Raw genomic sequence first — 16,165 nt, forward strand, 5'->3', positions numbered from 1 at the left:
AGCGAACGGCGACGAGCGCCGGAAACCGGCGGTGAACGGAAGCTCAGGTCCGCAGCCAGGGCAGTTGCGCGGCGCTGTAGCGGAACGTCTGGAACACGCTGTTGAGCTGCCCGGGGCCGGTCTTGCGCGCGGCTTCGTCCGGGTATTCGGCGAACCACGGAATGATGTATTCCCACACGACTTCTCCCGCGGGCGTCACTTCGAACAGCCGGCCGGTCGACGATTCGGTGACGTGCGTGTTGCCGTTCGGCAAGCGCTGCGCATTGCCCATGAACGGCGAGTAGAACAGGTTCACGACGTCGTCCGTGTACGACCACGCCACCCGCTGCGTCGCGGGATCGATCTCGACGACGCGCGAGAACACGACGTGCGCGCCATGGCGGAAATTGCCGTTGTCGAACGCGAGGATGTTGCCGTTCGCGAGCGGCACCGGCGCATGCTGGTGCGACACGACGTCGGGCCCGATCCGCAGCTCGACGCGGCCGGTGTCGCGGTTCACGCCGATGATGCCCGACGTCGTGCGCAGGCTCATCAGCACGCGACCGTTCGCGTCGACCCCGAGGCCGTTGACGAGCGGCCAGTGATAGCGCCCGAAGCCGGCCGCGATCGGGAAGTCCTCGGGCCGCAGGTGTTCGCGCGCATGCCATTCCCAGACGATCTGCCCGGCCCGGTTCACTTCGCGGATCACGTCCGCATACATCACCTCGTCGTCGCCGTGGGGCGTACCGCCCGGCACGCGCCGCGCAAAGGCGGCGTCGACCGGCTCGCACGCGGCATAGAGGAGGTTGCCGTTCGGCAGCCACTGCGCATCGTGATGATGCGCGGGGTCCTCGTAGCGCCACACGGTTTCGCCTTGCGGCGTGACTTCGTAGAAGTCGCCGCCATGCCACATCGACCACGGCGCATAGCGCGATTCGGATCGCGGATGATTGCCGTTGTAGCCGAGGTTGCCGTTCGCGAGGATGACCGCGTGGCGGCCCGGGCGCACGGGCATCTTCCATTGATGAACGACTTCGCCGTCGATGCCGACGAGATAGACGTTGCCGTCGGCCGTCTGCGGCGCGATGAGCGTATAGCCGCCCGCGGACAGGGCGGGATCGTGGGCGATGAGGCCGACGCCGCGGCGGCGCTGGGTAATCTGGTCGACGGTCGTCACTGCGGTCTCCATTCGAATCGGTACGGGTATGCAGCGGAATCTAGACGATCCGGGTGGTCAATAAAATTGAATTATTCTTGACGGCCTGTTCGGAAAAATCTAACGAGGCCTTCATGCGTTCGATATCGCAGGCATTCCGCTGTTTCGACGAGGTCGCGCGACGCGGCTCGATTCGCAAGGCGGCCGACGCGCTGCACCTGACCGCCGCGGCGGTGCATCAGCAGATCCGCAATCTCGAGGAGCAGGTCGGCGTGCCGCTGTTCGACCGGCTGCCGCGCGGCATGCAGCTGACGCTCGCCGGCGAGATCGTGATCGCGGCCGTGCGGCGCGGCCAGCGCGACTTCGACAACGCGCTCACCCAGGTCGAGGACCTGCGCGCGCTGCGGCGCGGGCACGTGAACCTGGCGGTGCCCGCGTCGACCGCGGAAAAGCTCTTGCCCGATGCGATCCTCGCCGCGATGCAGCGCTACCCGGGCGTGACGTACAGCGTGCGCTCGGGAAACGGCGAGAGCATCGTGCGCTGGGTCGAGACGGGCGAAGCCGACATCGGCTACGCGCTGCGCCGGCGCACGTCGGCGGGCGTCGTCGAGGTGCGCGCGTTCGCTCAGCCGCTGGGCGTCGTCACGGCGCCCGGCCATCCGCTTGCGGTGTCCGGCGGCAAGGTGCGGATGCGCGACTGCTTCGCGCATCCGCTGATCCTGATGACGCCCGACACGGAACTGCGCGCGATGTTCGACCAGATCGATGCACGGCAGCCGCGCAACGTGCGGCCGCTGGTCGAGACGGGTTCGGTGCCGATGGTGCGACGCCTCGCGGCCGAAGGCGCGGGCGTCGGCTTCCTGATCGCCGAGAACGTCGCGGACGACGTGGCCGCCGGCCGGCTCGCGTGGACGCCGCTCGCCGATGCGGGTGCGCGCTCGTTCAGTTGCATCTACCAGCGGGCCGACATGAGCGCGACCGTCGCGATGGCGATGTTCCTTGAGCTTTTCTCCGAGGCGATCGACACGATGCAGCGCGGACTCGCGTGCGACGGCCGCGCAACCGGCAGGCGTCGTCGGGCGGCCACCTAGCGACATCGGCCGCACCGGCGCATCGCACTGCAATGCACCATGCGAACCCGCGTGCGGGGAAGGGGAACGGCGGCATTGCGCACGCAACGTCCGGTCGTATTACGCCATACCCTTATTGCGGAAAAAATTTTGTTCATGGGACTATCGGACGCGTTGCCGGCGCACCGAGGGGGTCGCGGGCAGTGTGATGTCCATCGCAACGACCTACGAGAGCATCGGCAGACAATGAACAGAACAGCGATTTTTCCGTATGCGTCCGCGTTGCTCGCGGCAGCCCTGCTGACGGCATGCGGCGGCGACGTCGAGAACGAAGCGGCCCGCACGCCGACACCTTCCACCGATACGAGCTGTCTCGCGGTCGACAACAGCGGCGCGACCGTCGTGGTGGGCTCGAACCAGCCGGGCGACCCGTCGCTGCCGGAAGCGTCGTCGGGTTATCGCACCGGGATGAAGCCGGTCTATGCGAAGACCTATCTGGTGGCCACGTCCAACGCGTATGCGAGCGCGGCCGGCTGCGCGGTGCTGAAGAAAGGCGGCACCGCCGCCGACGCGGCGGTCGCCGTGCAGGCCGTGCTCGGCCTGACCGTGCCCGAAGCGACGGGCCTCGGCTCGGGCGGCGTGCTGCTCTACTACGATGCGCGCGGCAAGACGCTGCAGGCGTACGACGGCCGGGAGACCGCGCCGGCCGCCGCGACGGAGAACTACCTGCGCTACGTCGACGACGCCACCGACCATTCGGCGCCGCTGCCGAACGCGCGGGCGAGCGGCCGCTCGATCGGCACGATCGGCGTGCCGAGGCTCATCGAGGCGCTGCAGCAGGATCACGGCCGGCTGCCGTGGCAGAACCTGTTCGCCGATGCGATCACGCTCGCGACCAACGGCTTCCCGATCGGCGGCCGGCTCGCCGACGCGATCGCGGCGAACGCCGCGAACCTGAAGCGCGACCCCGAGGCCGCTGCATATTTCCTGAACGCCGACGGATCGCCGAAGACGCTCGGCACCGTGCTGAAGAATCCCGCCTACGCACACACGCTGACGCTGATGGCGCAGTCCGGCGCGAACGCGCTGTACACGGGGCAGATCGCGCAGGACATCGTCGCGAAGATCGCGACGACGAAGGGCGCCGACGGCTCGACGCTCACGCCCGGCAAGACGACCGTCGCGGATCTGGCCGCGTACCAAGCGAAACGCCGCGAACCCGTGTGCACGACCTATCGCAGCTACTGGGTGTGCGGGATGCCGCCGCCGTCGTCGGGTGGCATCGCGGTCGCGTCGGCGCTCGGCATTCTCGAGAATTTCGACCTGAAGTCGCTGAAGCCGACGGCGATCGATCTCGAAGGCGGCAAGCCGACCGTCGCGGGCGTGCATCTCGTCACCGAAGCCGAGCGGCTCGCGTATGCCGATCGCGACAAGTACGTGGCCGATACGGATTTCGTGCCGCTGCCGGGCGGAACGTGGGACACGCTGCTGAACAAGCCGTACCTGAAATCGCGTGCGGCGCTGATCGACACGACCAAGAGCATGGGCACCGCGCAGCCCGGCAATCTCGGCGCGGTGCCGCTCGGCGTCGATACGACGTTGATCGAGCACGGCACGAACCAGTTCACGATCGTCGACGGCGACGGCAACGTGCTGAGCGCGACGACGACGGTCGAGTCGAGCATGGGCTCGTTCCACATGACCAACGGCTTCCTGCTGAACAACCAGTTGACCGATTTCTCCGCGAACCCGGTCGACACCGCCGGCAATCCGGTGGCCAACCGGCTGCAGCCGGGCAAGCGGCCGCGCAGCTCGATGGCGCCGACGATCGTGTTCGGGCAGGCCGCCGACGGTTCGCGCGGCGATTTCGTGATGGCGACCGGTTCGCCGGGCGGCGGCACGATTCCGCAATACGTGGTCAAGACGCTCGTCGGCGCACTCGACTGGGGGCTCGACGCGCAGCAGTCGGCAGGGCTCGTCGATTTCGGCGCGAGCAACAGCCCGACGACCACGGTCGGCGGCGAGCATCCGAACGTCAACACGACGAACAACGGCGCGAACGATCCGCTGATCACGGGCCTCGTCGCGCTCGGGCACAAGGTGTCGACGTCCGCGCAGGCGAGCGGCGTCAACACGGTGATGCGCGTGACGGTCGGCCAGTCGCCCGCGTTGCAGGGCGGCACCGATCCGCGGCGTGAAGGCGTCGTGCTCGGCGATACGTTCCGGCCATGATCGGGCGGGGCGCGCACGGCCCCGGCCTGCCTGGATTCACCGACGGGCGGCCGGGGCCGCGCATCGCGAAGGAATCGCAATGACGAACGCGCATCTGCTCGAAATGGACGCCATCCTGTCGGCGCCGGGCTTTTTCGATTTCCTCGGCGAACTGGACGGCGACCGCGCGCTGGGCCGTCGCGATGCCGAGCCGTTCGATGCGCGATGGATGGCGTCGTTCGACGCAATCGACGGCGATCCGGGCGCCGCGATCGAGCGGCCGGCCGTGGATGCGCGGAGGGAAAAGGCATTCAGGCTCGCGTTCGTCGCATCGGGGAACGCCGACGTGGCGGCGTGCGTGTCCGACGATATCGATCTCGTCGCGAGAAGCCGGTTGTCGGGCCGCGTCGACGACTGGCCGACCCGGTTCCTTTGGGATGCTTATCGAAGCGGCCGGTTTCCCTGCTAACCGTTTCGCATGCCGGGTTTCCCGATCCGCGACGATCGTCCGCGTGGCGCCAACCGGTTTCCCCGACTACCGCCCTGAAACGTCGGGATCCCGTTGCAGGCCGGCGATTGTCAAACTCTGTGAGTCAATCGTCAGCATTTGCAACGGAAGTAACAGTCCCCGCAAATCCGTCGTTTTGCGCGTCCACGCCGCTACATTGGCTCCACTTGCCGCACGTCGCGGCGAGGCATGCGACGAGCCGCACGAACGCGGCCCGCAGCAACAACGACTTTGGGGAGAATGACCATGAACAAGATTCGTACGATCCTGGTGGGTGCGGCACTGACGGCGATGGCGACTTCGGCTGCGTTCGCCCAGACGGCCCAGACCGGCGCTGAGGGTTCCGCAGGCGTCGGCGCACAGGTTCAGACGCCGCTGCTCGGCGCCGGCGTGGGCGTGCAGGGCGGTGCCGGTGCGAATGCGGCAGGCTCGGGTTCGGGCGCGGGCAGCGTCGTCGGCGGCGCGCTGAACGGCGTCGGCAAGACGGTCGGCAACGTGGGCACGGCGGCCGGCAACGCGGCCGGCGGTGCGACCCACGCGGTCGGTTCGGCAGCGGGCACGGCAAAGGATGCCGCCGCCTCGGCCGCCCACTCGACGAAATCGCACGTGAAGCACGTCGCAGGCACGGCGAAGAGCCACGCGCAAGGCGCGATGTCGACGGCAGGCGACGTCGCCGGCGGTGCGAAGGCGAAGGCCGGCGAGGCGCTCGACGGTGCGGCGAACTCGGCGCAAGGCGGCGCATCGGTCGGCTTGAAGGGCTCGGCGTCCGCGCAAGGCGGCGCGCTGTAAGCGTCACGCTTCCCGATACGGCCCGGCCCGCTTCGATGCGGGCCGGGCTTTTTTATGGGCTTGCGCGGCGGCGCGTCGTTCATCGCATCGTCGATGCAGGGCTACGTCGGCGTTCGCCGCCGATCCGGCGACGCGACGCGCACGGCTGCACTGCCGGACGCCCGCCGGCAAGCGCCCGCAACGGGCTGCGTGAGCGACCCTGCCCATTGCCCGCCCGCCATGCTTAAATAGCGGGGCTCCCAGGGGTACGGGGCCGCCGCTATCGCGACGCCGGCCGATACGGGCAGCCCGTCCGATCGGCATCGTGACGACAGACGACACCAAAACGCCGTACCGGCGAGTCCGGCGCGGCCCGATAACATTCCGAGGCCTCACGTGATGAACATCCTGTTCCGTCTTCTCGCGCTCGCCTGCGCGCTCTGGCTGGCCGCCTGTGCGGCACCGCCCCCGCCGTCCGCCAGCGCGTCAGCCGTCGTACCGGACGCCGGCGAACGCCGCGGGCTCGGCACTGCGTGGGGCGAGTCGGTGCGATCCGAAACCCGCCAGGTCGATTTCGAACGCGCGGATCCGGCGAAGCCGACGGATCTCGCGTCGGTCTACTACAACGATGCGCTGCCCGGGCATCCACCCGCGTCCCAGGTTCGCCGGTTGCCGACGCGCGTCGCGCTCGCCAACGGCGACATCGCGCTGTCGTTCACGGACGAAAAGGGCGTGCCGCTGCGTCTCGCGCGCAGCGGCGGCCGCTGGCACATGGCGGGCATCGAGGGTTCGCGCTATCTGATCGTGCTGCGCAACCAGGGGCGTCGTACGTTCGAGGTCGTGTCGACCGTCGACGGGCTCGACGTGCTGTCGGGGCGGCCGGGCAGCTACACGAACGGCGGCTACGTGCTGTATCCGGGCCGCACGCTGACGATCGAGGGTTTCCGCAAGAGCCGCGACGAAGTCGCGGCGTTCCGCTTCGCGGCGGTGCCCGACAGCTATGTCGCGAACTCGAAGTACGGCGATTCCGCGAACGTCGGCGTGATCGGCGTCGCGCTGTTCGCGCAGAAGGAGAACGACGAGGAGGCGCTGCGCCGCAACGCGAATCCGTTCCCCGGCAACGACAACGGCTATGCACCGCCGCCGGTACCGCGTGGAGAGTGACCGCGCGTCGTGTTTTCGTCGGACCCCTCGAAGCGCATCGACGGCGACGAGTCACTGCCGGTCGTCGTCCACCGTGCGTCGAACAGCCGCCGGACCGGATACGGCGGCGCGCAGTCGCCCTATCCGGCGATCGCGCCGCGCGCCGCATCGCGTCTGTCGTTTCGTGAACGGCACGTTCGTCGAGGCCGCGGTTCCGCATTAACACCGTCATGCCGCGGTACGATGGCCGTTCGAATTCGCATCGCATGCGTTTCCACCATCCGGGCCCACGGAGAGCGTCATGTCGTTACCCGCTTTCAGGTACCATCCCGACCCGCCGGCAACGGGCCGCGTAATTCGCTCGGACGCACGTTGCATGTGTTGCGGCGACGCGCGCGGTGAGGGGTATGCCGGCCCATGTACGCGGTCGACGAATACGGGCAGTGCATTTGCCCGTGGTGCATCGCCGACGGCTCGGCGCATGCGCGGCCAGCCGCACGGCAATCGCTGGCTCCATCGTCATGACACAGAGGAATCTTCGTGAAGTTCATCCACGCGGCAGACATACACCTTGACAGCCCGCTGCACGGCTTGAGCGCGTATCCCGATGCGCCGGCCGCGCAGTTGCGCAACGCGTCGCGCGAGGCGCTGCGCCAGCTCGTGGATCGTGCGATCGAAGAGGAAGTCGCGTTCCTCGTGATCGCCGGCGACCTGTACGACGGCGACTGGAAGGACCACAACACGGGCATCTTCTTCGGCCAGCAGATGGGGCGCTTGCGCAAGGCCGGCATTCGTGCGTTCGTCCTCGGCGGCAATCACGATGCCGAAAGCGAGATGACGAAGAAGCTGACGCTCCCCGACAACGTCACAGTGTTCGGTCACCGCAAGCCCGAAACCCACACGCTGCCGGAGTTCGACGTCGCGCTGCACGGGCAGAGCTTCAAGGACAAGGCCGTCGTCGACAATCTCGCGATCGGCTATCCGGACCCGGTGCCCGGCTACTACAACATCGGCGTGCTGCACACGGCGCTCGAAGGCTACGCGGCTCACGCGAACTACGCGCCGTGCACGCTGGCCGAACTGCACGCGAAAGGCTACGACTACTGGGCGCTCGGCCACGTGCACGAATTCCAGCAATGGTCGGGGCCGTCCACCGTGGTGTTTCCCGGCAACCTTCAGGGGCGCCACATCCGCGAGACGGGCCGCCGTGGCGCGGTGCTCGTGACGGTCGAGCAAGGGCGCACGCAGGTCGAGCGGCTGTATCTCGACGTGCTGCGCTGGGAAGCGGTGTCGGTCGACGCGTCGGATTGCCTGAACGTTGCCGACCTGTCGAGAAAGATCGGCCAGTCGCTGGAAGCGCTGCTGACCGTCGACGCTCACGTGCCGCGCGCGGTGCGGGTGACGGTCACGGGGCGCACGCCCGCGCACGGCCTCTTTTTCGGCCGCGCGCCGCAGTTGCGCGCGGAAGTGCTGAACCAGATCGGCATCATCGGCAACGAGCGGCTGTGGCTCGAAAAGGTCCGGCTCGCGACGTCGGCGGCCGATCATCAGCCGGGAGAAAGCGAGCCGCTCGAAGCGCTGGAAGACCTGAAGCAGATCCTCGCCGACGCCGCGCGCGATCCGGATTTCCTCGAATTGCTCGAACGCGACCTGAAGCCGTTCATCGGCAAGGTCCGCAGCGACGTGAAGGAAGAGGTGCCGTTGTTGACGATGGCGCGTGCGGGCGAGTTCACGGCGCTCGTCGAACAGGTCGGGCCCGCGCTGCTCGCGCGGCTGGCGAGGGGGGAATAAGCCATGCGCATCAGCCAGCTCGATCTGATCAAGTACGGCAAGTTCACGGACGAGACGCTGCGTTTCCCGTCGGCCGCCGAGGATTTCCATGTGATCGTGGGGCCGAACGAGGCCGGCAAGTCGACGATCCGCACGGCCGTGTCGGAGCTGCTGTTCGGGATGAAGCTGCAGACGCCGCTCGATTTCCTGCACAGCATGCCCGAGCTGCGGATCGGCGGCATCCTGGAGAGCGGCACGGGCGAGCTCGCGTTTCACCGCGCGCGCGGGCGCACGCCGCTGCGCACGCTTGCCGACGACAAGCTGCCCGACGACTATCTGGCCGCCGTCCTCGACGGCGCCACGCGCGAATTTTTCGAGCAGATGTTCGGGCTCGATCACGGGCGTCTGGTCGACGGCGGCCGGAGCATTCTCGACGCATCCGACAAGCTCGGCCAGGTGTTGTTCGAATCCGCCGCCGGTGTCGGCAGTCTCGGGCGCGTGCGTGAGGAGCTCGACGCGCGTGCGGCCGAACTCTGGGCGCCGCGCCGCAGCGGCAGCGCATTCGCGCTCGCCGAAACGTCGTTCAACGAAGCCGTGGCCGAACTGAAGACGGTCCAGGTGCGCACGCGCGACTGGGTCGAACGCAAGGACGCGCGCGAAGCGATCGAACAGCAGATCGACGAAGCGCGCGCCGAGCAACGCCGGCTCGAAGCGCTGCGCTCGAAGCTCGAACGCGTGCGACGGCTCGCGCCGTACCTGAAGGAGTTGACGGTCAAGGACGCGGCGCTGGCGGAACTGGGCGCGGTCGTCGAGTTGCCGCCCACCGCATACGCGGATTTGCTGAAGGCGCAGGGCGATCTCGCGGCCGAACAGAAGGTGCTTGAGGAACGGCGTGCCGATCTGCTCGCGAAACGGCAGGCGCGCGATGCGATCGACGCCGACGTCGACACGCTCGCACTCGAAGCCGACATCGAAGCGCTCGACCGGCTGCGCGGCACATGCATGAACCATGCGCAGGATCTGCTGCTGCTCGGTGCGGACGTCGAGCGGCACCTGGCGGCCGCATTCGACGCGGCCGCGCAGCTCGGCTGGCCGACGGACGAAGCGTCGCTGCGCGCATCGCTGCCGACGGCGCTGTCGCTGAAGACCGTCGCGAACCTGTTGCGCGAACACGGGGCGCTGCACCAGGCGCTTGCCGGTGCGCGCGAATCGCTCGATGAACGCACGCGCGAGCTTGCACAGGTGCGGGAACAACAGGCGCGCCTGTCGACCGTCGAGGTGCCGGAAGCGCTGCGCGCGGCGCTGGCCGATGCGCAGGGCTTTCGCAACAGCGGCCCGCGCGAGCAGGCGCTGGAACACGAAATCGCCGCGGCCGAGCGCACGCTGTCGGGCGCACTCGATGCGCTTGGCCAGTGGCGCATGCCGGTCGATACATTGCGCGCGCTCGACGTGCCTTCGGCGGCGCGGCTCGGCGCACTGCTGAAGGAAGACAGCGAGCGGGCGAGCGCGGCGGCGGCTGCCCGCGATGCGCGGGACAGCGCACTCGAAGAGCTCGAGCGGCTCGAACTGCAGGAGAAGCACTTCGCGGAGAACCACAAGGTCGTCACGACCGCCGACGTGCTGGCGGCGCGTGCGCGGCGCGACGGCGCGTGGGGCGATATCCGCAGCGGCGCGGTCGATCTCGCGACGGGCGCACCGGCGGTCGACGACGCGATTCGTCTCGCGGACGAACTCGTCGATGCGCAGCTCGGCGCGACGCAGGCGGCGGCGACGTTGCAGTCGCTGCGTCAGCAGGTCGAATCCGCGCGTGCCGGCGTGACGCGCAGGCAGGCCGCGCTGGACGAGCGCGAGCGCGAACTCGCCGCGCATCGCGACGCATGGACCGCGCTCGCGACGACGGCCGCGGTGCCCGGCATGCCGCTGGCGGCGATGGGCGACTGGCTGGCGAAACGCGACGCGGTGTTCGCCGCGCAGACGGAGCTGGAGCGTCAACGCCGCGAGTTCGACACGATGCGGGCTGCACGGGTCGGCGCGGAAACGGCGCTGCGCGCGGCGCTGCTGACGGTATCGCGGGGCGGCGAGTCGGAAGGGCTCGCCGCGCTCGTCGCCGTCGCCGAGACGTTCGTGCAGTCGGCCGAGAAAGCGGCCGCCCAGAAGGACAGCCTCGACGATCGCGCGCGGGAAGCCGAACGCGGGTGCGCGACGGCGCAGTCGCGCGTCGGCCACGCGCAGACGGCCTACGACGCGTGGCATGCGCAATGGCGCGCCGCGCTGGCCGACGCGAAGCTGTCCACGAGCGCGGCGACGCTGGCCGCGGCCGAAGGCGCGCTCGCGCTCGCCAACGCGGTGACGGCGGAACTGACCGATGCCGATGCGCCGCGCAACCGGATCGCCGCGATCCAAGCGGAGCTCGCCGCGCTCGAGGCGGGCGCCCGGCGGCTTGCCGTGGCGCTCGCGCCGGAGTGGCTGTCGAGCGGCGACTGGCCGGACGTCGCGCGCCGGCTGACGATGCGTCTCGCGGCGGCCAGGGAAAGCGCGCGTGCGATCGAGCGGGCCGACGAGGCCGTGCGGCAGGCTGACGGCAAGGTCGCGGACGCGGCCGCCGCGGTGGCCGGCGCCGACGCGCGCATCCAGCCGCTGTTGCAACTGGCCGGCGTCGCGTCGATCGATGCGGCGCTGCCGTTGGCCGAACGCTCGGATCGCCAGCGCCAGCTTCGGCAGGCGGTCGATGCCGCGCACGAGGCGCTGGTGCGCGATGGCGACGGCCTGTCCCGTTCAGCGGTCGAGGCCGAGGTCGCGGAACAGGACATCGCCGACGTCCCCGCGCACCTTGAAGCGGTGAAGCAGTCGCTCGGCGATGTCGGCAAGCGGCTGAACGAGCTGTCGCAGCAGCAGGTCGTGGCCGAGCAGGCTTTCCGCGCGATCGATGGCCAGGCGAATGCGGCCGTGGCCGAGTCGAAGCGGCAGGAAGCGCTGGCGGCGATGGGCGAGGCAGCCGAGCAGTACCTGGAGGCGGCCACGGCGAGCCGGTTGCTGAAGTGGGCGACGGATCGCTATCGCGACCAGAAGCAGGGGCCGATGCTCCGACGGGCGGGCGAGATCTTCGCCGGGCTCACGCTGGGCGAATTCGCGCGGCTGACCGTCGATACCGAACGGACGCCGCCCGCGCTGTACGCACGGCGGACGAAGGGCGCGTCGGTCGAGGTCGCCGGGTTGAGCGAAGGCACGCGTGACCAGCTGTTTCTCGCGCTGCGGATCGCGGCGCTGGAGCTGCAGCTCGGCAGCCGGACCGCGCTGCCGTTCGTCGCGGACGACCTGTTCATCAACTTCGACGATGCGCGCGCGAAGGCCGGCCTCGATGCGCTGCGCGATCTGTCGACGCGAACCCAGGTGCTGTTCCTGACGCACCACGACCATCTGCTGCCGCTCGTGCGGGACGTATTCGGTGCGCGGGTCAACGTCGTCGAGTTGTCGCGCGCAACGGTCGGCGTGTGATTCGACGCATGCGGGGCTGCCGACGCACGGGCAGGTTCATCGCGAACAGGTAGTATGTGCGGTTCGGAAATGCACGCGGCCGGTTCTGCCGGTCGCGGGTCAGGCCACACGAGGGGGGAACATGAAAAAACTGGTAGCCGCCATCGCATTCGCGGCAGACAAGCATCGCAATCAGCGGCGCAAGGACGAAGAGGCGTCGCCGTACATCAATCATCCGATCGCGCTCGCCGACGTGCTGGCCAACGAGGCCGGCGTCGAGGACGAACGCGTGATCGTCGCGGCCGTGCTGCACGACACGGTCGAGGATACCGAGACGACCGAGCAGGAGTTGCTGCGGTTGTTCGGCAAGGACGTGGCGGACATCGTGATGGAAGTCACCGACGACAAGTCGTTGCCGAAGGAAGAGCGCAAGCGCCTGCAGGTCGAGCATGCGGCGACCATCAGCCGGCGCGCGAAGCTCGTGAAGCTGGCCGACAAGATCTGCAATCTGCGCGACATCGCGCGGCATCCGCCCGCGGACTGGCCGCTCGAGCGCAAGCAGGCGTATTTCGACTGGGCAAAGTCGGTCGTCGACCCGATGCGCGGCGTGCATCCCGGTCTCGAGGCGATCTTCGACGCCGCCTACGACGCGCGGCCGGCGGACTGAGGCTGCCGCATGCGCTCGGCTGGCTCCCTCCGGTCCGCTGCGCGGCAATCGCCGGCCGTGGCGGGCGTCGACGTGGGCGGGGAAAAGAAGCAATGCGATCTCGTGGTCCTGCGCGGATCGACGGTCGTCTGCCGCGAGGAGCGGATCGCGCCCGAGGCGGTGCCCGCGCTGTGTCTCGCCCATGATGTCGTGGCCGTCGGTGTCGACGCGCCGAGTCTGTGGTGGACGGGGAGCGGGCGCAGGGCGGCCGAACAGGCGCTCGCGCGTGAACGGATCTCATGCTTTCCGACGCCGTCGCGGGAGCAGGCGGTCGCGAGCACGTCGGGTTTCTTCGACTGGATGTTCATGGGAGAGCGCGTCTACCGCGCACTCGCGGATGCCTATCCGCTGCTGACCGGCGCGCACTATGCGGGCGGACGCGCAAGTTTCGAAACCTATCCTTTTGCGATCACCTGCGCGCTGCTGGGCAAGGCCGTGGCGTCGGCGAAGCAGAAACGCAACCAGCGTCGGCTGCTGCTGGAGCGACTGGGGATCGACGTGTCGACGCTGAAGTCCGTCGATGCGCGGGACGCGACCCTGTGCGCGCTGACGGCGCAATACGTCGTCGACGGGAATGCGCACGCGTATGGCGATGCGGAGGGCGGATACATCCGCGTGCCGATCGTCAGCGAGACGATCGTGCTCGATGCGCCGGCGTAGTGTCGGCCCGGCGACGGGCGTCGCGAAAAGGTGAGCTTTTGCGGGAGGAGGGCGGCCGGTATGGCGGCGAAGGTGTCAGACGGCGACTACCGGCCGGCACGCGTCGGGACGGCTGCCGCACGCAACATGACGCCGGTGCGCGACGCGGTCCCGAGCGGCTGTGCTCAATCCTCGAGGATGGCTTTCGGCACGCTGGACAGATCGCAGGCGTGCGCCTGTTCGAAGTAGTTTTCTGCGTCGTCGATCATCACGACTGCGACGTCGATCAGTTCGTCGAGCCGCTGCAGCAGCGACTCACGCCACTCGATGTCTTCGTCGCGCTCGGGCGTCTTGTCCAGTTGCTCGATGATCGAGTCGGCCGTCTGCAGGAACGGAATCGCCTGCTGATAGTTCTCGATCGAGACCATCGCCGCGTTGCGCGCGCCGACGAGCCGCTCGCGGTGCTCGTCCGCCAGTTCGGATTCGCCGCAGATTCGCGGCAAGACATCCGAGATGCGTTGCAGAAGCGGCGGAACCTGTTCTTCCAGGATGATGGCGCGCTCGCGCAGCGCTGCATATTCGTCGCGAAGGTCGGCGTCGCCGGGTTGAGTGGTGCTGTCCATCGTGGATATGAGAGCGTGGTTCGGTCGCGGCATGATACTCGACGGCACGCGGTTCCTCGTCCGTTCCGTGGTGCTCTCTATATGGAAGGGGAGCGGCTTGCGTCATCTCTACAGGACGCAGCGAAAACTATTTTCACAAAGGGCTTGCGTGGAAGGTGGCCGGTGTTTAGAATCACGCCTCTTTCGCGCTAACGGAAACGCGGCGCGGAAGAGGGAAGCAGGGTTGGCGGAGCGCTGGAGTCTGGAGCGCACGGCTGGCCTGGAAGTTGAGCCCCGCAGCCGCAACGGTCTGATGTAAAAAGTTGTTGACGCGCTGCGAAACACGGTTCATAATCTCGCTTCTCTGCTGCTGAAAACGCAGCGCTGCTGAGAAACTTCAGGTTTCTCGCAGAAATGCTCTTTAAAAATTAACAGCCGATAAGTGTGGGCGCTTGATGAAAGCGAGCTGATCTTCGGATCAGATAGCGAAAGTATCAAGAGTCTCACACTAAAGTAAGTCAGGTTTATGAAGTAATTCATTTACCTGTCAGCTTTGAGTGAGCGACCGGTTCTTAACCGAACCGAAAACAGTAACAGGTTTAAACTGAAGAGTTTGATCCTGGCTCAGATTGAACGCTGGCGGCATGCCTTACACATGCAAGTCGAACGGCAGCACGGGTGCTTGCACCTGGTGGCGAGTGGCGAACGGGTGAGTAATACATCGGAACATGTCCTGTAGTGGGGGATAGCCCGGCGAAAGCCGGATTAATACCGCATACGATCTACGGATGAAAGCGGGGGACCTTCGGGCCTCGCGCTATAGGGTTGGCCGATGGCTGATTAGCTAGTTGGTGGGGTAAAGGCCTACCAAGGCGACGATCAGTAGCTGGTCTGAGAGGACGACCAGCCACACTGGGACTGAGACACGGCCCAGACTCCTACGGGAGGCAGCAGTGGGGAATTTTGGACAATGGGCGAAAGCCTGATCCAGCAATGCCGCGTGTGTGAAGAAGGCCTTCGGGTTGTAAAGCACTTTTGTCCGGAAAGAAATCCTTGGCTCTAATACAGCCGGGGGATGACGGTACCGGAAGAATAAGCACCGGCTAACTACGTGCCAGCAGCCGCGGTAATACGTAGGGTGCGAGCGTTAATCGGAATTACTGGGCGTAAAGCGTGCGCAGGCGGTTTGCTAAGACCGATGTGAAATCCCCGGGCTCAACCTGGGAACTGCATTGGTGACTGGCAGGCTAGAGTATGGCAGAGGGGGGTAGAATTCCACGTGTAGCAGTGAAATGCGTAGAGATGTGGAGGAATACCGATGGCGAAGGCAGCCCCCTGGGCCAATACTGACGCTCATGCACGAAAGCGTGGGGAGCAAACAGGATTAGATACCCTGGTAGTCCACGCCCTAAACGATGTCAACTAGTTGTTGGGGATTCATTTCCTTAGTAACGTAGCTAACGCGTGAAGTTGACCGCCTGGGGAGTACGGTCGCAAGATTAAAACTCAAAGGAATTGACGGGGACCCGCACAAGCGGTGGATGATGTGGATTAATTCGATGCAACGCGAAAAACCTTACCTACCCTTGACATGGTCGGAATCCTGCTGAGAGGCGGGAGTGCTCGAAAGAGAACCGGCGCACAGGTGCTGCATGGCTGTCGTCAGCTCGTGTCGTGAGATGTTGGGTTAAGTCCCGCAACGAGCGCAACCCTTGTCCTTAGTTGCTACGCAAGAGCACTCTAAGGAGACTGCCGGTGACAAACCGGAGGAAGGTGGGGATGACGTCAAGTCCTCATGGCCCTTATGGGTAGGGCTTCACACGTCATACAATGGTCGGAACAGAGGGTTGCCAACCCGCGAGGGGGAGCTAATCCCAGAAAACCGATCGTAGTCCGGATTGCACTCTGCAACTCGAGTGCATGAAGCTGGAATCGCTAGTAATCGCGGATCAGCATGCCGCGGTGAATACGTTCCCGGGTCTTGTACACACCGCCCGTCACACCATGGGAGTGGGTTTTACCAGAAGTGGCTAGTCTAACCGCAAGGAGGACGGTCACCACGGTAGGATTCATGACTGGGGTGAAGTCGTAACAAGGTAGCCGTATCGGAAGGTGCGGCTGGATCACCTCCTTTCCAGA

Annotated in this window: 11 protein-coding genes, 1 rRNA gene and 1 pseudogene; 11 read left to right on the forward strand and 2 right to left on the reverse strand. The window is 66.9% G+C overall.

Annotated elements, in window-relative coordinates; all coding sequences use genetic code 11:
- Positions 1-43: 43 nt before the first annotated feature.
- Positions 44-1,168, reverse strand: coding sequence for an aryl-sulfate sulfotransferase (locus WJ16_RS16485; RefSeq protein WP_069258171.1), 1,125 nt, complete (start codon positions 1,166-1,168; stop codon positions 44-46).
- 101 nt (positions 1,169-1,269) lie between these two features.
- Here WJ16_RS16485 and WJ16_RS16490 point away from each other — a divergent pair, with 101 nt between their 5' ends.
- The 10 genes and pseudogenes from WJ16_RS16490 to WJ16_RS16530 all read left to right on the forward strand — a co-directional run bounded on the left by WJ16_RS16490 (position 1,270) and on the right by WJ16_RS16530 (position 13,445).
- Positions 1,270-2,226, forward strand: a complete 957-nt coding sequence (locus tag WJ16_RS16490) for a LysR family transcriptional regulator (protein ID WP_069258172.1) — start codon at positions 1,270-1,272, stop codon at positions 2,224-2,226.
- Between the two features lie 225 nt (positions 2,227-2,451).
- Positions 2,452-4,437, forward strand: coding sequence for a gamma-glutamyltransferase family protein (locus WJ16_RS16495; RefSeq protein WP_069258173.1), 1,986 nt, complete (start codon positions 2,452-2,454; stop codon positions 4,435-4,437).
- The gene (locus WJ16_RS16500; RefSeq protein WP_236858275.1) at positions 4,400-4,885 is read left to right on the forward strand and encodes a hypothetical protein; all 486 of its coding nucleotides are present in this window, start codon (positions 4,400-4,402) and stop codon (positions 4,883-4,885) included. The genes WJ16_RS16495 and WJ16_RS16500 overlap by 38 nt, the downstream gene beginning before the upstream one ends.
- 285 nt (positions 4,886-5,170) lie before the next feature.
- Positions 5,171-5,713, forward strand: a complete 543-nt coding sequence (locus tag WJ16_RS16505) for a hypothetical protein (protein WP_069258175.1) — start codon at positions 5,171-5,173, stop codon at positions 5,711-5,713.
- 378 nt (positions 5,714-6,091) lie between these two features.
- Positions 6,092-6,856, forward strand: coding sequence for a hypothetical protein (locus WJ16_RS16510; protein ID WP_069258176.1), 765 nt, complete (start codon positions 6,092-6,094; stop codon positions 6,854-6,856).
- 280 nt (positions 6,857-7,136) lie between these two features.
- Positions 7,137-7,360: pseudogene (locus tag WJ16_RS34260) on the forward strand (CbrC family protein).
- A 15-nt stretch (positions 7,361-7,375) separates the two neighbouring features.
- Positions 7,376-8,626: a metallophosphoesterase family protein gene (locus tag WJ16_RS16515; RefSeq protein ID WP_069258177.1), complete on the forward strand. Its 1,251-nt coding sequence runs from the start codon at positions 7,376-7,378 to the stop codon at positions 8,624-8,626.
- 3 nt (positions 8,627-8,629) lie between these two features.
- The gene (locus WJ16_RS16520; protein WP_069258178.1) at positions 8,630-12,100 is read left to right on the forward strand and encodes an ATP-binding protein; all 3,471 of its coding nucleotides are present in this window, start codon (positions 8,630-8,632) and stop codon (positions 12,098-12,100) included.
- Between the two features lie 121 nt (positions 12,101-12,221).
- Positions 12,222-12,746 carry an HD domain-containing protein gene (locus tag WJ16_RS16525; RefSeq protein ID WP_021161966.1) on the forward strand — a complete coding sequence of 175 codons (525 nt, stop codon included), beginning with the start codon at positions 12,222-12,224 and terminating at the stop codon, positions 12,744-12,746.
- A 9-nt stretch (positions 12,747-12,755) separates the two neighbouring features.
- Positions 12,756-13,445: a DUF429 domain-containing protein gene (locus WJ16_RS16530; RefSeq protein WP_069258179.1), complete on the forward strand. Its 690-nt coding sequence runs from the start codon at positions 12,756-12,758 to the stop codon at positions 13,443-13,445.
- 164 nt (positions 13,446-13,609) lie between these two features.
- On the opposite strand, the gene WJ16_RS16535 is transcribed toward WJ16_RS16530, so the two are convergent.
- Positions 13,610-14,080, reverse strand: a complete 471-nt coding sequence (locus WJ16_RS16535; protein WP_069258180.1) for a type 2 periplasmic-binding domain-containing protein — start codon at positions 14,078-14,080, stop codon at positions 13,610-13,612.
- A gap of 547 nt (positions 14,081-14,627) precedes the next feature.
- Between WJ16_RS16535 and WJ16_RS16540 the strand changes: the two genes are divergently transcribed.
- Positions 14,628-16,160: ribosomal RNA gene (locus tag WJ16_RS16540) — 16S ribosomal RNA — on the forward strand.
- Positions 16,161-16,165: the final 5 nt, after the last annotated feature.

Source organism: Burkholderia metallica (assembly GCF_001718555.1).
GTDB classification, from domain to species: domain Bacteria; phylum Pseudomonadota; class Gammaproteobacteria; order Burkholderiales; family Burkholderiaceae; genus Burkholderia; species Burkholderia metallica.